Here is a 22,405-nt window from a genome sequence, read left to right as displayed (position 1 = left end):
GAAAGTCCTGAATTGATGGCGACCAGATGATGTGGCAGTAATGTTATACTGTCACAATAACAACCCCCGGCATTGCCCGGGCCGGTCGTTCGTCGGGCAGCGATGCCCGTTGGTCGACAAAGGCGCGTCATAGGCGGGGCAAGCGAAGCTGTCTTGCGAGGCGGTGGGTGCGGGCTTAGATCATGCGCATGACTATTGCTGCAAACAGCCTCGACCTCATCGGCAACACGCCGCTGGTGCTGCTCAAGGGACCGAGCAAAGCGACCGGCTGCGAAATCTGGGGCAAGTGCGAATATGCCAACCCCGGCGGCTCGGTGAAGGATCGCGCGGCGCTCTATATCGTCCGTGATGCCGAGGCGAACGGCAGCCTGCGGCCCGGCGGCACGATCGTCGAGGGGACGGCGGGCAACACCGGCATCGGCCTTGCGCTTGTCGGTAACGCGCTTGGCTACCGTACGATCATCGTCATGCCCGACAATCAGAGCGCCGAGAAGATGGCGACGATCCGCGCGTTGGGCGCCGAACTCGTGCTCGTGCCACCCGCACCCTTCGCCAATCCCGGCCATTTCGTTCACACCTCGCGCCGCATTGCCGAGGAAACCGACAATGCGATCTGGGCCAACCAGTTCGACAATATCGCCAATCGCAAGTCGCATATTTTCGGCACGGCGGAAGAAATCTGGGAGCAGATGGACGGTCGCATCGACGGCTTCACCTGCGCTGCGGGCACCGGCGGCACGATCGCCGGAACCGGGCTCGGGCTCAAGGCAAAGAATAACGACATCGTTGTCGCACTCACCGATCCGCATGGCGCCGGACTTTATAGCTATTACCAGTGTGGCGAATTGAAACCGGAAGGCAGCAGCGTCGCCGAAGGGATCGGGCAGAACCGCATCACCGGCAATCTCGATGGGGCGCCGATCGACACCCAGTTCCGCATCTCGGATGCCGAAGGGCTTGCGGTTGTCCGCCAGCTGCTCGACGAAGAAGGGCTGTGCCTCGGCCTGTCGTCGGGGATCAATGTCGCGGGCGCGATGGCGCTTGCGCGTCGACTCGGACCCGGCAAGCGCATTGCAACCATCCTGTGCGATAGCGGGTTTCGCTATCTTTCGACGCTCTTCAACCCCGAATGGCTGGCGAGCAAAGGGCTTGCGGAGGCTCCCGAGGAGATGCGGGCATGAAGGACATGCGGATCGACAACGGCATGGCGCCCAACTCTGCGGTCACTCATGCCCCACCGCCGGTAAACGACACGATGCGGCGGTTGCAGATCGGTATCGCCGGGGTACTGACGGTTCTGCTGCTCGTGGGCATGGCCGGGTTGATCGGCGACCGCGCGCGCCAGAATGCGGCTGCCGACGCCTCCTCGACGACCGAAGTGAAGATGCCGGGCGACGAGGAAGCCGTCAGCGGGGCGCCGCTCGAGGAATTGGGAGTCCAGCCGGTTTCGCCTTCGTCGAAAGATGAAAACGCGGCGACCTCGGTAAAGGTGCCGCAGGCGGCGCCGTCGTCGACCGTTCCCGATCTCGAACCCGATCCCGCCCTTCAGCGCGCGCGCCAGTCGAATCAGTGACGGCCTCTTCGCGCGGGGCCGTGCTGCGCGCCATTGTCGTTGCGATCTTCCTTATCGGCTTGGGCTGGGTATTCGGCGGACAGGCGTTTCTTTGCCGCATCGACCCGGCGCTGTCGCTTCCTCTGCTTGCCGTCCCCATGCTCGCGCTCGCAGGGTGGCAGCGGCGTGAAGCCGCATCGATCCGCTGGCGCACGGCGCTGCTCTCGCTGGGCTGGGCTGCGATAGCGCAGGCGTTGCTCGCCTATTCGCTCTCTGGATCGACGGCGTGGGCGCAGCTCGCCTTGGTGATGTTCGCCGGTGTCGGCGCGGCTTTCGCCGCCGACCGGCTGGTCCAGTGGCGCCCCCGCCTTTGGTTGCTGCCCTGGCTAGCTGGCCTGTTGCTCGTGGCCGGTTGGTTCGGGGCCGGGCACGCGTTGCTTGCTATCCTCTATCGCCCTGCGGCCGCCCCCGCCGGATCGCCCGCCGCGACGGTTCTGACCGGCTTGCCGCTGCGCTGGTCGGGGGAGGGCGACATGGCGGCGATGATTGCGGCGGGGATGCGCGACGATCCGGCGTTGGCGCGGATCGAGGCCGCTGGCCCCGTCCTGCTGGTCGACAGCCTCGTCGATCATGTTCCGCCGCCGGGCGGAGCCTTGCTCGTCGCGCATCCGCGCGCGCTGGCACCGCGCGAGCTGGTCGCGATCGACGCCTTCGTCCGCGGTGGCGGCCGCGCGGTCGTCCTCGCCGATGCGCTGTCGGGCTGGCCGGCGCGGCATCCGCTCGGCGATCCGCGCAATCCGCCGGTGACGAGCCTGCTTACCCCGCTGCTCGATCATTGGGGCGTGGTGCTTGGTGCTGTATCGGCCGACGAGATCGAGCCGGAGACGGCCGATATCGACGGTATCCGCCTGCGCTTGTTCAGCGCGGGCCGATTTGTACGCCTGTCGCGGCAATGCCGCGCCTATGCGCATCATCGCATCCTGCAATGCCGCATTGGCCGCGGCGAGGTGTGGCTGGTCGGCGATGCCGACCTGCTCTTCGCGCCCTTCTGGCAGCCGGTCTTTCCGGGCGCGGCGCATCTCGGCCAGGCGGATACGATGGAATGGCTCTCTGGCCGCCTTTGGTCGGGTGCCGGGCAGCGCCTGGTCCATCCACTGTGGATTCGCCGCCGCTCCATTTGAGTCGGGTTTTGCCCCCTTTTCACCCCGAAAAAATCTAGCGCTGTTGCGGCGTCTTGCGCGCGGCGGCGGCTTTTCGGTCGCCGATTCAGTCGTTTTGCCGCAAATTGGGCCTGAATTCCCTATTTCACCCTAAATTACCCCTTTTCACCCCGATCTATAGTTGATAGTCAGGAATCGGAGAGGGGCAATCTCCACCCGTGCCGAACCAGCTGGAATCCCGTGATTCCGGGGATGGGGAAGTTTTGCCCGGTGGCGCGGATACGGGGGGCAGAGCGATGGCGATTGTGACGCCCGGCCAGTATGCGGGCACCAATTTCGCCGCGATCGATGGCAAAGGGCGCGTCGCCGTCCCCTCACAGTTCCGCAACAATGTGCCCCTCAATGCGGACGGCCAGCGCGTGCTTTGGGTTGGGTTCCATGAAAAGCTGCCCTGCCTTGTCGCCTATGGCCAGGACCAGTATGATCGGCTGAACGGCGAGATCGAGCGTGACCGCGAGACCGCCCGGTTGCGCAACCTCGATTTCGACGAGGATGGCGAGTTCAAGAAGCGCTTCAGTTACACCGAGCCCTATGCGCTTGACGACAGCGGCCGCTTCCTTCCCAGTTTCATCCATCGTGACCGCGTCGGCGATGCCGGCGCGACCGCTTTTGTGGGCTCGGGGCGTCGCCTCGAAATCTGGTGGCTGGCGACGCTGGCCGAATGCGCCGAGGCTGATCCGGTGCTCCAGCGCCTCGCGGCCTCTTGGGACGCCACGAAAGGGAAGGGGCGCAAGTGACCGACTTTTCCCACGAACTGTCTCGGGATCCGCGCCACGATCCGGTCCTCCGTGAAGAAGTCATCGCCGCACTCGCCATCGCCCCGGGCGAGCGCCATGTCGATGCGACTTTCGGCGCCGGAGGCTACACGCGCGCGATGCTCGCTGCGGGCGCAGAGGTTGTTGCCTGCGACCGCGATCCCGACGCGATCGCCGAAGGGCAGGCGCTGGTCGAACAGGCCGGCGGCAGGCTCACGCTGATCCACGGCCGCTTCGGCGAGATCGACCGGCTGCTCGCCGAGCGCGGGATCGATGCGGTCGACGGCATCACATTCGACATCGGCGTCTCCTCAATGCAGCTCGATCGCGACGAACGTGGCTTCTCGTTTCAGAAGGATGGCCCGCTCGACATGCGCATGGCGCAGGAGGGGAAAAGCGCCGCCGACTGGCTCAACAGCGCCGACGAGACCGAGATTGCCGATGTCCTCTTTCACTATGGCGACGAACGCCAGTCGCGCCGCGTGGCGCGCGCGATCGTCGCCGCACGCCCGCTGACGCGCACCGGTGAGCTTGCGACGGTGATCCGCAAGGCGCTGCGCCACCCGCCCGGCGCGCCCAAGGATCCGTCGACCAAAAGCTTTCAGGCGATCCGCATTCACATCAATTCGGAACTCGACGAACTCGTCGCGGGGCTCAACGCAGCCGAACGGGTACTGCGTCCGGGCGGCCGCCTTGCCGTTGTCAGCTTTCACAGCACCGAGGACCGGATCGTGAAGAATTTCCTGCGCGAACGCAGCGGAGGCGATGCCGCCGGTTCGCGCCACCGGCCCGCGCCAACCTCTCAGGCGCGGGCCGCAACTTTCGAAACTCCGGCGCGCAAGGTGCGACCGGGCAAGGAAGAAGAAGCGCGCAATCCGCGCGCACGCTCGGCGACGCTGCGCAGTGCGATCCGGACCGCGGCGCCGGCACAATCGGCCCAAGACAAGTCAGGCAAGGAGGCAATGTCATGCTGATGGCGGCCCGCAAGCTCCAGGGAATCGGCCTGGTCCTGCTCGTGCTCATCTTCGCGATGATGCTCTATCCCGTGTCGCTCAAGGTTGCGGCGACGCGCAGCGAATTGACGCGTATCGAGCGCGACATCGTCCGAACGCGTGACAATATCCGCTACCTGGAGTCCGAGCTCGCGGTCCGCGCTTCGATGCGCCAGCTCGAACAGTGGAACGCCGACACCTTCGGCTATTCGGCGCCCGATGCCGGTCAATATCTGGCAAACGAGCGCCAACTCGCATCGCTCGACCGGCTGCCGCGTGCGCGCGGCGCGAACGAGGTCGCGCCGGTGCTGATGGCGATGGTCTCGCCCGTCGGTACGCCCACCGCGCCCGACGCCGACGCGGAAAAGCCGTCGGCAACGACGAAGTCCGCTACCAAGCCCGTCGTACTGGCGCAGGCCGAAAGCGCGATCCGCAGCGACACCCCGCCGCGCATGGCGCCAACGCGTCGCCGCGAACAGCTCAAGATGATCGAGGATCAATTGCTCGCCGAATCGACGCTTGCCGACCTGAAGCGCGCCGCGGCGGCCGAAGCGGCAGGAGGAGCGTCCGGCCGATGAACACGCTGGTCGTCCGTCCGACCCGGGTTCGCACCGCTGGTGTGCGGCAGCAGATATTGCTGACCGCGCAGCAGCGTTTGATGATCCTGATGCTGCTGTTCGCGGCGGCTTTTTTGGTTGTATCGGTCCGCCTTCTCTATTTTGCGCTTTTCGATACCTCGTCGGGCCACCGCGCCGCCACGGCATTTGTTCCGGCGCGTGCCGATATTGTCGACCGCCACGGCGTTCCGCTCGCGCGGACGATCGACGGCTATTCGATCCGCGTGGTCCCGTCGAAGTTGCTCAACGACCGGCTATATCTGGCTGACGAGCTGCACAAGATTTTCCCAGACATGTCGCGCGAGGATCTGCTCGCCAAGCTGAGCGGGCCGCGTCCAACCTACATCCGCCGCCGCGCGCTGCCCGACCAGGTCGCGGCGGTGAACGCGATCGGCGACGTCGGCTTCGACTTTCCGCGCGAAAAGGAGCGCCTCTATCCGCAGTCGACCCTCGCCGCGCACGTGCTCGGCTTTACCAACGCCGAGGGCCATGGCGTCACCGGCGTGGAAGGAGCGTTCGACCAGCGCCTGATCGACAAGGCGACCCGCGGCGATCCGCTCGCGCTGTCGATCGACGCGCGCGTCCAAGGCGTGCTCGAAAGCGAGCTGAGCGCCGCGGTCGCCAACCTCGAAGCGATCGGCGGCGCCGGCGTGATCCTCGACGTCCATACGGGCGAAGTCGCGGCGATGACCTCGCTCCCGACCTTCAATCCGAACAAGCTGGCGGGCAGCGATCCGACGACACGCCGCAACTCGGTCACCTATAATCTCTATGAACTGGGCTCGACCTTCAAGCCGCTGTCGATCGGCGCCGCGATCGACGACGGCGTGGTGACCAGCATGGCGCGTCGTTACGACGCGACCGCGCCGCTGCCGATCGCGGGCTTCCGCATCCGCGACAGCCACCCGGGTCGCTGGTACAATGTGCCCGAAACGCTGATCGAAAGTTCGAACATCGCGACCGCGCGCATCGCCGACGAACTCGGCCGCGAAAATCTGGAACGGCTCTTTCGTAACCTCGATTTCGACAAGCGGGCGCAAATCGATCTCAAGGAGCGCGCCTTCCCGCTCTGGCCGAAAAACTGGGGCCGGGTCACGACGATGACGACCAGCTATGGCCACGGCATCGCGGTGACGCCGCTGCACCTTGCCAGCGCTTATGCCGCGCTCGTCAACGGCGGCATCTATCGCCCCGCAACGATGCTGAGGCTCGGCGACAAGGCGCCGCCGCAAGGGCGCCGCGTGTTCAAGGCGGCGACCAGCGCGCGGATGCGCCAGCTGCTTCGCCTGATCGTTTCCGATGGCACGGGAAAGCAGGCCGATGCTCCAGGGTTCCGCGTCGGCGGGAAGACCGGGTCCGCCGAAAAGCCTGGGGCGGGCGGCTATCGCCGCCATTCGCTCGTCTCGACCTTCGCCGCGGCCTTCCCGATGGACAATCCGCGTTATGTCGTGCTCGTGATGATCGACGAGCCCAAGGGCAATGCTTATAGCTCCGGGCAGCGCACGGCGGGCTGGACCGCGGCGCCCGTGGTGCGCAAGGTCGTAACGCGCGCCGGCCCGATGCTCGGCGTATTTCCTGACCAAAGCCGCGACGTCGATGTGTCCGAACTGACTCCGCTGCTGCGGAGAGGCGAGGAGGCGCACTGATGCGTCTCGCTGCGCTGCTCGAAGATCAGACGCTGGAGGGCAGCGATCCCGTGGTGACGGGACTTGCGATCGACCACCGCAAGGTCGCGCCGGGAACGATCTTCGGTGCGTTCGTCGGAGAAAGATTCAACGGCGAGGATTTCATTGCCGCAGCGGTCGAGGCGGGCGCGGTCGCGGTTGTCGCGCGGCCCGAGGCGAAGGTGGAGGGCGTGGTGCATGTTGCCGACGCCAACCCGCGCCGCGCCTTCGCGCATATCGCGGCGCGCTTTTTTCACCGCTTTCCTGCAACCTGCGTCGCGGTGACGGGCACGAACGGCAAGACATCGACCGTCGAAATGACGCGCCAGTTGTGGCGGATGGCGGGGGTCAACGCCGCGTCGATCGGCACGCTAGGTATCACGACGTCGATGGAAAGCGCTTCGACGGGGCTCACCACGCCCGACATCGTCACCTTCCTGTCGAATATGTCGGGGCTCGCCGCCGAAGGCGTCACGCATGCGGCGTTCGAGGCCTCCAGTCATGGGCTCGATCAGTATCGGACCGAGGGGCTGCCGGTGAAGGCGGCGGCTTTCACCAATTTGAGCCACGATCATCTCGATTATCATGGCACGATGGAGGCCTATCTCGGCGCCAAGTTGCGGCTTTTTTCGGAGGTGGTCGAACCCGGCGGGGCGGCCGTCGTGTGGGCCGACGACGAATATTCTGCGCCGGTAATCGCCGCGGTTCGGGCGCACGGCCACCGTCTGCTGACCGTCGGGGCGGGCGGCGAGGCGCTGCGCCTCGTTTCGCGCGAGCCGACCCAACTTGGCCAATCGCTCGTCATCGCAGCTGGCGACCTCCTCCAAAAAGTGAATCTGCCGCTGATTGGCGCTTATCAGGCCGCCAATGCGCTTGTGTCTGCGGGTCTTGTGATCGCGACCGGCGGCGATGTAGCGCAGACGCTCGGCAATCTCGCGCGGCTCCAGCCGGTACGCGGCCGGCTCGAACGCGCAGCGATCGCCCGGACGGGCGCGCCCGTCTATGTCGATTATGCCCATACGCCCGATGCGATCGAGGCCGCGCTCGACGCGCTGCGCCCGCATGCGAGCGGCCGGCTGATCCTCGTTTTCGGCGCGGGCGGAGACCGCGATCAGGCGAAGCGCCCCGAAATGGGCAAGATCGCGGCGGCTAAGGCCGATTTGCTGTTTATCACCGACGACAATCCGCGCGGCGAAGACCCCGTTGCCATCCGTAACGCCATCGCCGCTGCCGCGCCCCGGGCCGAGGTAATCGGCGATCGCCGCGCGGCGATCGCCGCCGCCATCGCCGCGGCGGGCGCCGACGACATCGTTTGTATCGCGGGCAAGGGGCATGAGCAGGGCCAGATCGTCGGGCGAGGCGACGCGATGCACGTCATCCCCTTCGACGATGTGACCGTCGCGCGCGAGGAGGCGGCATGAACCCGCTCTGGACCGCGCGCGCCATCGCCGCTGCCACGGGCGGCGTCGCGAGCACCGACTTCACCGTACAGGGCGTCGCCTTCGACTCGCGCGAAGTGACGAAGGGCGACCTTTTCATCGCGATGAAGGGCGAGGTCGCCGACGGCCATGCGTTTATCGACAAGGCGATAGCCGCTGGCGCCGCGGGCATCGTCTGCGAAAGCGCGATCGACCATCCGCATGTCCGCGTCGCCGACAGCGCGGCCGCGCTGAATGCGCTCGGTATCGCATCGCGCGCGCGCAGCCATGGGCGCATCATCGGCGTCACCGGATCGGCGGGCAAGACGGGGACGAAGGAGGCGCTGTTCGCGGCGCTCGACCGCTTCCGCCCCGGCAAGGCGCACCGCTCGGTTAAAAGTTACAACAACCACGTCGGGGTGCCGCTCAGCCTTGCGCGCATGCCCTCGACCGCCGATTATGGCATCTTGGAAATGGGGATGAACCATGCCGGCGAACTCGCGGCGCTGACGCGCATCGTCCGCCCGCACGTCGCCATCGTCACCACCATCGCCCCAGCGCATATGGAATTTTTTGGCAGCGAGGAAGCGATTGCCGATGCGAAGGGAGAGATTTTCGAAGGGATCGAGTCCGGCGGCACTGCCATCGTGCCCTTCGACAGCCCGCATTATGCGCGCCTCCGCGCCAAGGCCGAACGCCACGCCGCGCAGATCGTCAGCTTCGGGGTGAATGAGGGCGCCGATGTGCGCGCGGTCGACTGGCTGCCCGACGGGCTGGGCGGTTCGCTCGTCACTGCGCAGGTGCAGGATTCGTTGCTCTGTTTCACGATCGCACAGGCCGGCGCGCACTGGGTCGCCAATTCGCTCGCGGTGCTTGCCGCGGTAAAAGCGGTCGGCGGCGACCTGCCCGCGGCGGGCCTGGCCTTTGCCGAAATGGGCGGGCTTGCCGGCCGCGGCGCACGCCACCGCGTCGCGGTGCCCGGCGGCCATATCCTCGTCATCGACGAAAGCTATAACGCCAATCCCGCGTCGATGGCGGCCACCATCAGCCAACTCGGCACCGAATCCGCGGACCGCAAAGTCGCGATTCTGGGGTCAATGAAGGAGCTGGGGGCCGGCGGCGAGGCCTATCATGCGGGTCTTGCGGCTCCGCTCGTCGCTGCGGGAGTGCAATTCGCCCTGCTTGTCGGCGACGAGATGGCGCCGCTCGCCAAAGCGCTTGAGGGGCGCATCGATTTCGAGCATGTGCCCGCCCACTCGGCTGCGACGGCGCGGCTCAAGGACGTGATCCGTCCGGGCGACGCCGTGCTGGTCAAAGGGTCGAACAGCGTCGGCCTGTCGCATATCGTGATGGCGCTGATGAGCGGGGATTATTGATGTTATATTGGCTGGCGGAATGGCTTGGCTTTCCGGGGGCTCTCAACCTCATTCGCTATCTGAGTTTTCGCTCGGGGGCTGCGGTCGCGACCGCGCTGATCCTCGGTCTGTGGATCGGGCCGCGCTTCATCCTGATGCTGCGTATGCGGCAGGGGAAGGGGCAGCCGATCCGCGACGACGGCCCGCAAAGCCATCTCGCGAAAAAGGGCACGCCGACGATGGGGGGGTTGATGATCCTCATTTCGCTGATGATCTCGGCGCTGCTCTGGATGGATTTGTCCAACCGCTTCGTCTGGGCGTGCATTTTCGTGACCGGCGGCTTTGCCGCCGTCGGCTTTCTCGACGATCTCGACAAGGTGACCAAGGCCAGCCACCGCGGCATTCCGGGGCGCGTGCGCCTGCTCGTCGAATTCCTGATCGCGGGGGTCGCGGTGCTGCTGATCGTCTCGCGCACCGGCACCGACCTTTACCTGCCCTTTTTCAGCGGCATCGTGATCCCTTTGGGGCCGCTCTATTATGTGTTCGCGATGATATTGATCGTCGGCTTCGGCAATGCGGTGAACCTGACCGACGGGCTCGACGGGCTCGCGACTTTCCCGGTGATCATCGCCAGCCTGACCTTCCTCGTCATCGTTTATCTGTCGGGCAATGTGAAATTCGCCGAATATCTTGGCATCCCGCACGTTCCCGGCGCGGGCGAGCTTGCGGTGTTCGCGGCCGCGATCATCGGCGCCTGCCTTGCCTTCCTGTGGTTCAATGCGCCCCCCGCCGCCGTCTTCATGGGTGATACGGGCAGCCTTGCGCTCGGCGGCGCGCTCGCGACGATCGCGGTGACCGCGCAGCATGAACTGGTCCTCGTCCTTGTCGGCGGGCTGTTCGTGGTCGAGGCGCTATCGGTGATCATCCAGGTCTTCTGGTATAAGAGGACGGGCAAGCGCGTCTTCCGCATGGCGCCGATCCACCATCATTTCGAGCAACTCGGCTGGCCCGAATCGACCGTCGTCATCCGTTTCTGGATCGTCTCGATCGTCCTCGCGCTGGCAGGGCTCGCGACCTTGAAACTGCGGTGATCACCTCGCGCGCCTTTGCTGGCCGCCGCTATGCGGTGCTGGGACTGGCGCGCTCGGGGCTCGCGACGGTCGAGGCGTTGATCGCAAGCGGCGCGGGCGTCACCGCGTGGGACGACCGCGAAGCCGCGCGCGACGACGCGATGGCGCTCGGCGCCGATATCGGCGACCCCACCCAGATCGACCTCATCGGTTTCGCGGGCGTCGTCGTCTCGCCGGGCGTGCCGCTGAACCGACATCCGATCGCCGCGCATGCGCGCGAAGCGCACGTCCCGGTTATCGGCGACATCGAACTCTTTGCCGAGGCGCGCGGCGAACTGCCGGCGCACAAGGTAGTCGGCATCACCGGCACCAATGGCAAGTCGACCGTCACCGCGCTCGTCACCCATATGCTCGAAAGCGCGGGTATCCCGGCGCTGATGGGCGGCAACATCGGCCTGCCGATCCTGTCGCGCGATCCGCTTCCCGAACATGGCGTCTATGTACTCGAACTGTCGAGTTACCAGATCGACCTGTCGCACAGCCTTGCCTGCGATATCGCGGTGCTGACCAATCTCAGCCCCGACCATCTCGATCGCTACGACGGATTTGCCGGCTATGCTGCGTCGAAGGCGCGCCTGTTCGGCCTCCAGCACCGCGATCAGGTCGCGATCGTCGCGGTCGACGATGACCCGTCGAAGATGATCGCCGGGCGCATCAACCACCGGCTCCATCGCGTCTCGGCAAAGGATATAGACCCCGCCGATCAGGCGCGCTGGCCGGCGCTGCAGGGGCCGCACAACGCCCAGAACGCCGTCTGCGCGATCGCGGTTTGCCGCCTGCTGGGGCTGAATGACGAGCAGATCGAACGTGGTCTTGCGACCTACACGTCGCTGCCGCACCGCATGGAATTGGTCGGCGAAGCCGATGGTGTCCGCTGGTATAACGACAGCAAGGCCACCAACGCGGCTTCCGCTGCACCGGCGCTGGCGGCATTCCCGCCGGCGCCGGACCAGCGTATCCACTGGATCGCCGGGGGGCAGGCAAAGGGCGACGGACTAGGTGCGTGCCGCCCTTGGTTCGGCCATGTGAAACGCGCCTATCTGATCGGCGAGGCGATGGAGGGTTTCGCGGCGGAAATCGGCGACGTGATCCCAGTGGAGCGTTCGGGAGACATGGCGACAGCGGCGAAACAGGCGGCTGCGGCGGCAAGGTCCGGCGACATCGTCCTGCTGTCGCCCGCCTGCGCCTCGTTCGACCAATATAAGGATTACGAACAGCGCGGCGATGCGTTCCGCACGCTCGTACGGGCGCTTGGGGCATGAGCGGGGGGATGGACAATATGGACACCGCGAACGAACGCCCGGTGATCGCGACGACGCGCGCGACCAAACGCCGCGGCCCGCGCCTCAGCCGCGCCGACCGCACGCCGCTGGGCCTGTGGTTCTGGGAAATCGATCGCGTCCTCCTGCTTCTCGTGTCGATCCTCGTCGCGGTCGGGCTGGTCGCGGTAGCCGCCGCGTCGCCCGTGGCGGCGCAGAAACTGTCGACCTCGACCGCGTCGCTCGACCCGCTCTATTATTTCTACCGCCAGCTGATGTGGGTGATCGTCGGCGTGCCCGTGATGCTGATGGTATCGATGCTGCCCAAGCCGCAGGCACGGCGCTTCGCGATTTACGGTACGATTGTCTTCCTCGCGCTCCTGTTCCTGGTGCCGCTCGTCGGCACCTCGGTGAACGGTGCGCAGCGCTGGCTGGGCAGCGGAGTGTTCCGGCTCCAGCCTTCCGAATTCTTAAAGCCCTTCTTCGCGGTGTCGCTCGCGTGGATATTATCGCTGCGCCTGCACGACCAGAGTCTGCCCGTCGTGCCGCTCGCCGCGGCGCTTACCGGCGTCATCGCGCTGCTGCTCATGAGCCAGCCTGACCTTGGGCAGACGATCATCTTCGCCGCGACCTGGTTCGTGCTTGTGCTTGTCGCCGGCCTGTCGATGCGGATCATGGGCATGCTCGCGGGTGCGGGGGTCGCGGGGATCATCCTTGCCTATTTCTTCTACCCCGTCGCGCAGCAGCGCATCAACATCTGGCTCTTTGCCGAAGGCGACAGCTTCCAGGTCGACAAGGCGCACGCGACGCTGACTGCGGGCGGGCTGATCGGCACCGGCCCCGGAGCCGGGCTCGCCAAATTCCAGCTGCCCGAAGCGCATACCGACTATATCTTCTCGGTTATCGGCGAAGAGTTCGGGATGATCGCGTGCATCGCGATCGCGATCCTCTATCTTGCGATCATCGTGCGCGTCCTCGTCCGCCTGCTCGACGAGGAAGACAGCTTCCTGATCCTCGCGGTCGCGGGGCTGATCGCACAGTTCGGCGGCCAAGCGGTGATCAACATGGCTGTGAACACGCAAATCTTCCCGTCGAAGGGAATGACCTTGCCCTTCATCAGCTACGGCGGTTCGTCCTTCATCGCTCTGTCGATCGGCATGGGTTTGCTCTTGTCGCTGACCCGGCGAAACCCTTATGCGGCTCGGGTATCGATGACCCGAAATTGGAACAAGAAATGACCGCGACCCGCCACTTCCTTCTCGCCGCCGGCGGGACGGGGGGACATATGCTGCCCGCTTACGCCCTCGCGGGCGAACTGATCGCGCGCGGTCACCGCGTCGCGCTGGTCAGCGACGACCGCGGGCTGAAGATTCCGGGCGCGCCCGTCGAGATAGAAACGCATGTTTTGCCTGCCGGCCGCGTGTCGGGCGGGCCGGTCGGCTGGCTCAAGGCGGCACTTGCGATTCGCAAGGGGCGCCGCATGGCGATCGACCTGATCGACGAATTCGACCCCGCGGTGGTCGTTGGGTTCGGCGGTTATCCCTCGCTGCCCAGCCTGCTCGCCGCTGGCGCAACGAAACGGCCGCGCGTGCTCCACGAGCAAAATGCCGTACTCGGCCGCGTCAACCGGATGATGGCGCCGCGCGTCGATGCGGTCGCGGTCGCATACCATAATATCCAGCGCTACCCCGAAGGGCATGAGCTGAAGAAGCATATCACCGGCAATCCGGTGCGCGACGAGATCGTCGCGATCCGCGACGACGGCTTCCCGCCGCTGCCCGAGGACGGCATCTTCCGGCTGCTGGTCGTCGGGGGCAGCCTTGGCGCCAAGGTGCTCAGCGAAGTCGTCCCCGCCGCGATCGCGATGCTGCCGCGCGCGCTGCTCGACCGGCTCCAGGTCGTCCAGCAATGTCGTGAGGACGATATCGAGGAGGTGCGTGCCAAATATGCCGAACTCGGCGTTGCCGCCGAATGCGCGCCCTACATCAAGGATTTCCCGGAGCGTTTGCGCTGGGCTCATATGGTCGTCGCGCGTGCGGGTGCATCGACCGTTGCCGAACTTGCCTGCGCCGGGCGCCCGGCGATCTTCGTCCCTTATCCCAGCGCTATGGACGATCATCAGACCTATAATGTCGTCGACCTGGTTCAGGCGGGCGGGGCGATCTCGTTCCAGCAGCCCGATTTTACCGCCGCCGAGGTTGCGAAGCATATCCAGCGCATGGCGCTCGAACCCGGCGCGCTCGAGGAAGCCGCCGAGCGGGCGGCGAGCTGCGGCCTGCCCAATGCGACGCGCGACCTTGCCGAGTTGGTCGAATCGCTCGCCGCGCCGCCGATGATGGACGTCATCCGCGTCGGCGCGTCCTCGCGCAGCGCCGCCGTCGCCGGCGGCGTCGCCGCCACCCGCGCGGGAGATCGCTGATGCGCGGCGTTGCGACCGATATCGGCACCATCCATTTCATCGGCATCGGCGGTATCGGCATGTCGGGCATCGCCGAGGTGATGCACAACCTGGGCTATCAGGTGCAGGGCAGCGACATCGCTGACTCCTATGTCGTCGAAGGCTTGCGGGCGCGCGGGATCAAGGTCGCGATCGGCCATGAAGCGACGAACGTCGACGGCGTCGCGGTCGTCGTCACCTCGACTGCGGTCAAGCGCGGCAACCCCGAGGTCGAGGCCGCGCTCGCGCACCGCATCCCGCTCGTCCGCCGCGCCGAAATGCTTGCCGAACTGATGCGGCTGAAATCGACCGTCGCGATCGCGGGCACGCACGGCAAGACGACGACGACCAGTCTCGTCGCCGCGCTGCTCGACGCGGGCGGGATCGACCCTACCGTCATCAACGGCGGCATCATCAACAATTATGGCTCGAACGCGCGGCTTGGTGCGTCGGACTGGATGGTGGTCGAGGCCGACGAGAGCGACGGCAGCTTCCTGCGCCTCGACGGGACGATCGCGGTCGTTACCAACATCGATCCCGAACATCTCGATCATTATGGCAGCTTCGACGCGATCAAGGACGCCTTCGTCGAATTTATCGAGAATGTGCCCTTCTATGGTGCGGCGATGCTCTGCCTCGACCATCCCGAAGTGCAGGCGATCATCCCGCGAATTCGCGACCGGCGTATCATTACCTATGGCTTCTCTGCCCAAGCGGACGTGCGCGGCACCAATGTGACGCCTGGCCCCGACGGCAACCGCTTCGACGTCGTCGTCCGCGACCGCGACGGGAACAGCCGGACGATCGAGGGCATCCATTTGCCGATGTCGGGGCGCCACAATGTCCAGAATGCGCTCGCCGCGATCGCGGTCGCGCTGCACATGGGTGTGCCGGACCACAAGATCGTGTCTGGTTTCAACGGCTTTGCCGGGGTCAAGCGCCGCTTCACCAAGGTTGGCAAGATTGCGGTCGAGGGCGGCGTCATTACGGTGATTGACGACTATGCCCATCACCCCGTCGAAATTCGCGCCGTGCTGTCGGCGGCGCGCGAAGGGGCGGGGGCAGGGCGCGTCGTCGGGGTGGTCCAGCCGCACCGATTTACGCGGCTCCGCGACCATATGGATGATTTTCAGCAGGCGTTTAACGACGCCGACATGGTGCTGGCGTTGCCCGTCTATGCCGCGGGCGAGGCGCCGATCGAGGGCGTGTCGTCGGACGCGCTGGCGCAGGGGCTGCGCGACCGCGGCCACCGCCACGCATCGACCGTTGCCGACGCCGGGGCGCTGGCAACTACCATTGCCGACGCGATCCGTGGGGGCAATCTGGGTGCGGGCGACATGATCATTTGCCTCGGCGCGGGCGATATCACCAAGATGGCGGCGGGTCTGGCGAGCGCGGTGGAGGCGGCATGAGCGCCGTCGAAACCCTCCCTTCGGTGCGCGGCAAACTGACCGCCAACGCGCCGCTGGCGCCGCTTGTCTGGTTCAAGTCCGGCGGTCCCGCCGACTGGCTGTTCGAACCGAAGGACGCGAGCGACCTCGCCGATTTCCTGCGCGATCTCGACCCCGCCGTACCGGTGATGGCGCTCGGGCTCGGCTCGAACTTGATCATCCGCGACGGCGGCTTTCCCGGCGTCGTCGTCCGGCTTGGTAAGGCTTTTGCCAAGGTCGAGGCGATCGACGCGACGACGCTGCGCTGTGGCGGCGGCGCGTCGGGCATCCTCGTCTCTTCGACCGCGCGCGATGCGGGCATCGCCGGCATGGAATTCCTCCGCTCGATCCCCGGCACCGTCGGCGGTTTCGTCCGCATGAACGGTGGTGCCTATGGCGGCGAGGTCAAGGATATATTGATCGACTGCGACGTCGTGCTCCGCTCGGGCGAGTGCAAGACGTTGCCGCTTGCGGAGCTGGGCTATACCTATCGCCACAGCGAATTGCCCGACGGCGCGGTCGTGATCGGTGCGACGTTCCGCGGTCGTCCGGGCGAACCCGCTGCGATCCAGGCCGAAATGGACCGAATTTCAGCGAGCCGCGAAGCCTCGCAGCCGCTACGTTCGAAGACGGGCGGGTCGACCTTCAAGAACCCCGACGGGCACAAGGCTTGGGCTCTTGTCGACGAGGCCGGCTGCCGCGGCTTTGCGGTCGGCGGCGCGCAGGTCAGCGAAAAGCACACCAATTTCCTCATCAACACGGGTGCGGCGACGAGCGCCGATATCGAGGCGCTCGGAGAGGAAGTCCGCCGCCGGGTGAAAGCGAAGAGCGGCATCGAACTGCAATGGGAGATACAACGCGTAGGCATGTTTGCCGATGCGCAAAAGGAGAATGTGGGAGTGGCGAAATGAGCCGGGGTCCGTGGCATGTCGCCGTCCTGATGGGCGGCTGGTCGGCCGAGCGCGAAGTGTCGTTGATGAGCGGTAATGGCGTCGCCGACGCGCTGGAATCGCGCGGTCACAAGGTTACGCGCATCGACATGGACCGCGACGTTGCGCTGCGGCTTGCGGAAGCGAAGCCCGATGTCGTGTTCAACGCGCTCCACGGCGTGCCCGGCGAGGATGGGACGGTGCAGGGCATGCTCGACCTGATGGGCCTCAAATATACCCACAGCGGGCTCGTCACTTCGGTGATCGCGATCGACAAGGAATTGACGAAGCAGGCGCTCGTCCCGCATGGTATTCCGATGCCGACGGGGACGATGGTCGACAGCGAAAGCCTGTTTTCAGTCGACCCCTTGCCGCGCCCCTATGTGCTGAAGCCCGTCAACGAAGGATCGTCGGTCGGCGTCGCGATCGTCAAGGACGACAGCAATTACGGCAACCCGATCGCGCGCGATGCTGTCGGGCCGTGGCAGGAGTTTGACCGCCTGCTCGCCGAACCCTTTATCAAAGGGCGCGAGCTGACCGTCGCGGTGCTCGGCGACCAGGCGCTTGCCGTTACCGAATTGCGCGTGAAGTCGGGTTTCTACGACTATGACGCCAAATATACCGATGGGCTGACCGAACATGTCTGCCCCGCGGATGTGCCCGATGACGTCGCGCAGCGGATGAAGGACCTGGCGCTGAAGGCGCACCGCCTGCTCGGCTGCAAGGGCGCTTCGCGCTCGGACTTCCGCTGGGACGACGAACACGGCCTTACGGGCATCTTCCTGCTCGAGGTCAATACCCAGCCGGGCATGACGCCGCTCAGCCTCGTGCCCGAACAAGGGCGCGCCGTCGGCATGGATTATGCCGAACTCGTCGAACGCATCGTGGGGGAAGCGTTATTATGAGCAAGACGCAGATCAAGCGTGGAAAGGCGCCGCCTCGGCGGCCCGCGCGCGCGCCGAAGAAGCGGCGCAAGGTCCAGCAATCGCGCCTCGACGCGATCATCAACGCGCTGCCGGTCAGCCCGCAGCGGCTCCAGAAGATCGCAAACTGGACGGTCGGGCTCAGCCTGTGCGCGGTCGTCGCTATCGCCGCCCACGCAACGGGCGTCACCGCGAAAATCCACGAGGAATATGCGCAGGCGGTCGGCCGCGCGGGCTTTCAGGTCAAGAAGGTCGAGGTCGTCGGCGCCGACCGCATCGACCGTTTAAAGGTCTATGACATCGCGCTCGCGCAGAAGGACCGCTCGATGGCGGCGGTCGATCTGGAAGATGTGCGCAGCGACCTGATGAAATATGGCTGGATCAAGGATGCGCGCGTATCGCGCCGTTTGCCCGACACGCTTGTCGTCGACATTGTCGAGCGCACCCCGGCAGCGATCTGGCAGCATTCGGGCAAGCTGTCGCTGATCGACGAAAAGGGCGTCGTCCTCGAACCCGTCACTGTCGCGACGATGCCCGACCTGCCGCTCGTCATCGGGCCGAATGCGAACCAGCGCTCGCAGGACCTCGACCGCCTGCTCGCCGAGGCGAGCAGCCTCAAGGAATTGCTCGCGGGCGCGACCTGGGTCGGCAACCGCCGCTGGGACCTTCGGTTCCGTAGCGGCGAGACGCTGTCGCTGCCCGAAGGCGAGATGCAGGCGAAAGCCGCGCTTGCCAAATTCGCGCATATGGACGGCGCCAACCGGCTGCTCGGCCGCGGCATTTTGCGCTTCGACATGCGCGATCCCGACCGTTTTGTGCTGCGCCTGCCGCACGAAGGGCAGGTGGCGCCGGCCAGGCTCGACGACGCGCGCGCGGCGGTCGATGCGGTCGCCGCCAGCCAGTCGAACGAGGGTTAGCGCCGTGCCGCCGCCGCGGATCGAAAAGATATTCACCGCACTCGATGTGGGATCGTGGAAGGTCTGCGCGCTGATCGCGGGACAGACCGCCGACGGCCAACTCCATGTGCTCGGCACCGGCCAGCGCGAAAGCCGCGGCGTCCAGCGCGGGTATGTTGCCGACATGGAACAGACCGAGCATGTCGTGCGCGAGGCGATCGAACAGGCCGAACGCATCGCCGGGCTCAATATCGACGATGTTTGGGTCAGCTTCTCGGCAGGCGGGCTTTTGAGCGACGTCGCGCCGATCGAGAGCGAACTCGGCGGTCACCGGATCGAGCAGGAGGATATCGACGACCTGCTCGCCGCGGGCCGCGCCGGGATCGATCCCGAAGGCCGGATGATCCTGCATGCGCAGCCGGCGCTCTACACGCTCGACGGCCTCACCGGGGTCAAGAATCCCATCGGCCTCCATGCCGATCGGCTCGGCGTCGATATCCATATCATCATGGCGGACGGCGCGCCGGTGCGAAACTTGGAGGCAGCGGTGCGGCAAGCGCATCTCGACGTCAACGCCGTCGTCGCCTCGCCGATCGCGGCGGGGCTCGCCTGCCTGTCGGATGAGGAGCGCGACCTTGGCGTCGCGCTCGTCGAACTCGGCGCCGCGGTCACCACCGTTTCGCTCTATGCGGGCGGAATGCTCGTCGAAATGGCGTCGCTGCCGTTCGGCGCCAGCGACATCACCGACGACATCGCCTCGGCCTTCGGCATCCGTCGCAGCCAGGCGCAACGGTTGCAGAGCTTCTATGGTTCGGCGTCGGCGAGCCCGCGCGACAATAACGAGATCATCGAGCTCGAACCCGGCGCACCGTCGGGCAGCGATTCCCCGCGCATCACCCGCGCGCAGCTCGTGACGGTGATCCGCCAGCGGCTCGACGCGATGATGGGCGAGATCGGCCGCACGCTCAAAGACCTGCATTTTGTCGGCCCGATCGGGCGGCAGGTGGTGCTCGTCGGCGGCGGCGCCGACCTCAAAGGCATCGCCGACTATACGCAGGTGGCGCTGGGGCGCGCCGCGCGCGTCGGACGACCGCGCGGCTTGCACGGCCTGCCCGATGCGCATGGTGGCCCCGCTTTCGCGACGCTCGCGGGTCTGGTTCTCTATGCCGCGTCGGATCCCGTCGACCTGCGCGACCTGCCGATGATGGCACAGGACGTCCACCGGCCGGCGGGGACGTCAATCCTCCATCGGCTGATGGCGGCATTGAAAAGCAGTTTTTGAAGGCTCAAAGGGCAAAAAGGTTAATTTTTTGGGTGATTCCGAAGTCACAATAGTGCAATGCGGTGACAGGAATCCGGACGGCAGGACCACCGTCCGTCTGGGTCGCATGGTGAGGGAAGCGGCACCGGTTCGCCGCTGCAGGGAGACTGATTGATGAGCATCAATATTGGCCCGCCGCAGGTCGACGAGCTGAAGCCGCGCATCGCGGTGATCGGCGTTGGCGGCGCGGGCGGCAATGCCATCGCCAATATGATCGCCTCGCGCGTAGAGGGCGTCGATTTCGTCGTCGCCAACACCGACGCGCAGGCACTGAACGCTTCGCCGGCTGAACGCCGCATCCAGCTGGGGACGCAGATCACCCAGGGACTGGGCGCGGGTTCGCGGCCAGAAGTCGGCCGCGCGGCGGCCGAAGAAAGCATCGCGCAGGTCGAAGAGGCGCTGAATGGCGCGCATATGTGCTTCATCGCCGCGGGCATGGGCGGCGGCACCGGCACCGGCGCGGCACCGGTGATCGCCAAGGCGGCGCGCGACCGCGGCATATTGACCGTTGGCGTCGTGACCAAGCCCTTCACGTTCGAAGGTCAGCGCCGCATGCGCTCGGCGGAATCGGGCATCTCCGAACTGCAGGATCATGTCGACACGCTGATCGTCATCCCGAACCAGAATCTCTTCCTCGTCGCCAATCCGAACACGACCTTCAAGGAAGCGTTCACCATGGCCGACGAAGTGCTGCAGCAGGGCGTGCGCGGCATCACCGACCTGATGGTCATGCCCGGCCTGATCAACCTCGACTTCGCCGACGTGCGCAGCGTGATGCGCGAAATGGGCAAGGCGATGATGGGCACCGGCGAAGCCGAAGGCGACGGCCGCGCCTTGGAAGCTGCGCAGAAAGCGATCGCCAACCCGCTGCTCGACGGCGTGTCGATGGCGGGCGCCAAGGGCGTCATCATCTCGATCACTGGCGGCGAGGACATGCGCCTGATGGAAGTCGACGAGGCGGCGAATCATATTCGCGAACTGGTCGATCCCGACGCCAACATCATCTGGGGCAGCGCCTTCAACGACAGCCTTGACGGCAAGATTCGCGTGTCGGTTGTTGCGACCGGCATCGACGGCACTGGCGACGCGGCGCAGGCGGCGCCCGCGACGCGCAGCTTTTCCTTCGCCCCCGCGCGCGCTGCGGCGCCCGCGCCGGTAGCCGAAGAGATCGTCGAACCCGAAGCCCAGGAAGAGCCGCTGGCGGAGGGCGAACCGGCCCGGCAGGATAATGATCCGGCACCCGGATTTTCGCTGGGCGATGCGGCCGAACCCCCGGCCGCAGCGGCCGAGGAAGAGCCGATGGAATTGTCGCAGGTCGCCGCGACCTATGACGATACGGCCGATGAACTGGTGCTCGACGCGCCCGAAGTGCCGGCCGCCGACTATCGCGCGGCACCCGCCGCCGACGCGGCGCCGACGCCCGAAGCCGCGCCGCGCAGCATCGGTGGCGGCACGCTGTTCGAGCGCATGTCGCGCCTGTCGCGTGGGGCGACTGCGCCCGAGAGCGAACAGGGCGACAAGGAAGACGGGGTCGATATCCCGCGCTTCCTGGGGCGCCAGAATAACCAGTAACAGGGCATCGAACGGTCGCCCGCCGGGCACGGCAGGCCGGAAATCGGGATGAGTTGCCCATGCGGCAGGTGAAATCGACGGCGAAGCCGGGGCGCGCGGGACGAATAGCCCGCGCGCTCGGCGCGCTGCTGCTGGGCCCTGTTTTAATCTTGCCCGCCCAAGCGATGCAGGCGCGGCCGCCCGATGCCGCAACGAAGGCGGCAATGGAGAAACGGACCACGGCCCGCACGCTGCTGTCGTCGGCGCTCGCGCGTATCGCCGCGAACGCCAGCGATACCGGCGCATTGCTCGACGCGGGCCGTGCCTCGATCGATCTTGAGGATTATCGGGCCGCGCTCGGCTTTCTTGTTCGCGCAGAACAGGCGAGCCCGCGCGACGGCGCGATCAAGGCCGCGCTCGGGTCGGCGATGGTCCATATGGAAAACCCGACGCGCGCGCTCGACTATTTCGGCGAGGCGCAATTGATGGGTGCATCCGAACGGTTGTTCCTTGCCGACCGCGGGCTGGCGCGCGACCTGCTTGGCCAGCAGGAGGCGGCGCAGCGCGACTACCAGCTTGCGTTGTCGATCACCCCCAATGACGAGCTGACCCGGCGTTACGCGCTGTCGCTGGGGATCAGCGGTGATGCCGACCGCGCGATCGCCATGCTGACGCCGCAACTGCGCGCGCAGGATCGCGGCGCCTGGCGACTCCGCGCCATGATCCTTGCGATGAACGGCCGCGACAAGGAGGCGAGTGAGATCGTTAACGCGACGATGCCACCGGCAATGGCGCAGAATATCCTGCCTTATCTGACCCAGATGGACCGCCTCAATCCGGCGCAGCAGGCGGCGGCGGCGCATTTCGGCCGCTTCCCGAACGGCCAGCTAGGGCCGAAGCGCCGGCCCGTCCAGGTGGCGGCGGCGACCCCGGCGCCCGTGCCCGCCACCTGGACG

The 22,405-nt window shown here is 66.2% G+C and carries 20 protein-coding genes; all 20 read left to right on the top strand.

Going from position 1 to position 22,405, the window contains the following annotated elements:
- Positions 1-188 precede the first annotated feature (188 nt).
- A complete protein-coding gene (locus tag ATE71_RS18655; RefSeq protein WP_058804865.1) occupies positions 189-1,181 on the top strand; it encodes a cysteine synthase A in 993 nt (330 codons plus the stop codon).
- Positions 1,178-1,573, top strand: coding sequence for a hypothetical protein (locus ATE71_RS18650; RefSeq protein WP_058804848.1), 396 nt, complete (start codon positions 1,178-1,180; stop codon positions 1,571-1,573). The genes ATE71_RS18655 and ATE71_RS18650 overlap by 4 nt, the downstream gene beginning before the upstream one ends.
- A gap of 20 nt (positions 1,574-1,593) precedes the next feature.
- Positions 1,594-2,733: a GldG family protein gene (locus ATE71_RS18645; RefSeq protein ID WP_235588073.1), complete on the top strand. Its 1,140-nt coding sequence runs from the start codon at positions 1,594-1,596 to the stop codon at positions 2,731-2,733.
- Positions 2,734-2,930: 197 nt separating this feature from the next.
- Complete coding sequence (locus tag ATE71_RS18640) at positions 2,931-3,509, top strand: division/cell wall cluster transcriptional repressor MraZ (protein ID WP_235588072.1); 579 nt, start codon at positions 2,931-2,933, stop codon at positions 3,507-3,509.
- Positions 3,506-4,501 carry a 16S rRNA (cytosine(1402)-N(4))-methyltransferase RsmH gene (gene rsmH, locus ATE71_RS18635; protein WP_235588071.1) on the top strand — a complete coding sequence of 332 codons (996 nt, stop codon included), beginning with the start codon at positions 3,506-3,508 and terminating at the stop codon, positions 4,499-4,501. Before ATE71_RS18640 ends, rsmH begins: the two co-directional genes overlap by 4 nt.
- A complete protein-coding gene (locus ATE71_RS18630) occupies positions 4,495-5,097 on the top strand; it encodes a hypothetical protein (protein WP_058804845.1) in 603 nt (200 codons plus the stop codon). The genes rsmH and ATE71_RS18630 overlap by 7 nt, the downstream gene beginning before the upstream one ends.
- Complete coding sequence (locus tag ATE71_RS18625; RefSeq protein WP_058804844.1) at positions 5,094-6,782, top strand: peptidoglycan D,D-transpeptidase FtsI family protein; 1,689 nt, start codon at positions 5,094-5,096, stop codon at positions 6,780-6,782. The genes ATE71_RS18630 and ATE71_RS18625 overlap by 4 nt, the downstream gene beginning before the upstream one ends.
- Complete coding sequence (locus tag ATE71_RS18620; protein WP_058804843.1) at positions 6,782-8,221, top strand: UDP-N-acetylmuramoyl-L-alanyl-D-glutamate--2,6-diaminopimelate ligase; 1,440 nt, start codon at positions 6,782-6,784, stop codon at positions 8,219-8,221. The genes ATE71_RS18625 and ATE71_RS18620 overlap by 1 nt, the downstream gene beginning before the upstream one ends.
- On the top strand, positions 8,218-9,594 hold the full coding sequence (locus ATE71_RS18615) for a UDP-N-acetylmuramoyl-tripeptide--D-alanyl-D-alanine ligase (protein ID WP_058804842.1): 1,377 nt from the start codon (positions 8,218-8,220) through the stop codon (positions 9,592-9,594). Before ATE71_RS18620 ends, ATE71_RS18615 begins: the two co-directional genes overlap by 4 nt.
- The gene (gene mraY, locus ATE71_RS18610) at positions 9,594-10,664 is read left to right on the top strand and encodes a phospho-N-acetylmuramoyl-pentapeptide-transferase (protein ID WP_058804841.1); all 1,071 of its coding nucleotides are present in this window, start codon (positions 9,594-9,596) and stop codon (positions 10,662-10,664) included. The genes ATE71_RS18615 and mraY overlap by 1 nt, the downstream gene beginning before the upstream one ends.
- Entirely contained in the window at positions 10,661-11,965 is a 1,305-nt protein-coding gene (murD, locus tag ATE71_RS18605) for a UDP-N-acetylmuramoyl-L-alanine--D-glutamate ligase (protein WP_058804840.1), read from the top strand. Before mraY ends, murD begins: the two co-directional genes overlap by 4 nt.
- On the top strand, positions 11,962-13,200 hold the full coding sequence (locus tag ATE71_RS18600; protein WP_201022987.1) for an FtsW/RodA/SpoVE family cell cycle protein: 1,239 nt from the start codon (positions 11,962-11,964) through the stop codon (positions 13,198-13,200). The genes murD and ATE71_RS18600 overlap by 4 nt, the downstream gene beginning before the upstream one ends.
- Entirely contained in the window at positions 13,197-14,381 is a 1,185-nt protein-coding gene (gene murG, locus ATE71_RS18595; RefSeq protein ID WP_058804839.1) for an undecaprenyldiphospho-muramoylpentapeptide beta-N-acetylglucosaminyltransferase, read from the top strand. The genes ATE71_RS18600 and murG overlap by 4 nt, the downstream gene beginning before the upstream one ends.
- The gene (gene murC / locus ATE71_RS18590; protein WP_058804838.1) at positions 14,381-15,811 is read left to right on the top strand and encodes a UDP-N-acetylmuramate--L-alanine ligase; all 1,431 of its coding nucleotides are present in this window, start codon (positions 14,381-14,383) and stop codon (positions 15,809-15,811) included. The genes murG and murC overlap by 1 nt, the downstream gene beginning before the upstream one ends.
- The gene (gene murB, locus ATE71_RS18585; protein WP_058804837.1) at positions 15,808-16,740 is read left to right on the top strand and encodes a UDP-N-acetylmuramate dehydrogenase; all 933 of its coding nucleotides are present in this window, start codon (positions 15,808-15,810) and stop codon (positions 16,738-16,740) included. Before murC ends, murB begins: the two co-directional genes overlap by 4 nt.
- Positions 16,737-17,663: a D-alanine--D-alanine ligase gene (locus ATE71_RS18580; protein ID WP_058804836.1), complete on the top strand. Its 927-nt coding sequence runs from the start codon at positions 16,737-16,739 to the stop codon at positions 17,661-17,663. The genes murB and ATE71_RS18580 overlap by 4 nt, the downstream gene beginning before the upstream one ends.
- Positions 17,660-18,598 carry a cell division protein FtsQ/DivIB gene (locus ATE71_RS18575; protein WP_058804835.1) on the top strand — a complete coding sequence of 313 codons (939 nt, stop codon included), beginning with the start codon at positions 17,660-17,662 and terminating at the stop codon, positions 18,596-18,598. The genes ATE71_RS18580 and ATE71_RS18575 overlap by 4 nt, the downstream gene beginning before the upstream one ends.
- 4 nt (positions 18,599-18,602) lie before the next feature.
- Positions 18,603-19,859: a cell division protein FtsA gene (gene ftsA / locus ATE71_RS18570; RefSeq protein ID WP_082665308.1), complete on the top strand. Its 1,257-nt coding sequence runs from the start codon at positions 18,603-18,605 to the stop codon at positions 19,857-19,859.
- A 153-nt stretch (positions 19,860-20,012) separates the two neighbouring features.
- Positions 20,013-21,470: a cell division protein FtsZ gene (gene ftsZ / locus ATE71_RS18565; RefSeq protein ID WP_058804833.1), complete on the top strand. Its 1,458-nt coding sequence runs from the start codon at positions 20,013-20,015 to the stop codon at positions 21,468-21,470.
- Between the two features lie 59 nt (positions 21,471-21,529).
- The coding region (locus ATE71_RS18560) for a tetratricopeptide repeat protein (RefSeq protein ID WP_414893034.1) at positions 21,530-22,405 on the top strand (876 nt) is incomplete at its 3' end.

This window comes from Sphingopyxis sp. H115, from assembly GCF_001468465.1.
Lineage (GTDB): Bacteria > Pseudomonadota > Alphaproteobacteria > Sphingomonadales > Sphingomonadaceae > Sphingopyxis.
The sequence above is the reverse complement of the archived record's forward strand: the minus strand, read 5'-3'. Positions and strand labels throughout refer to the sequence as shown.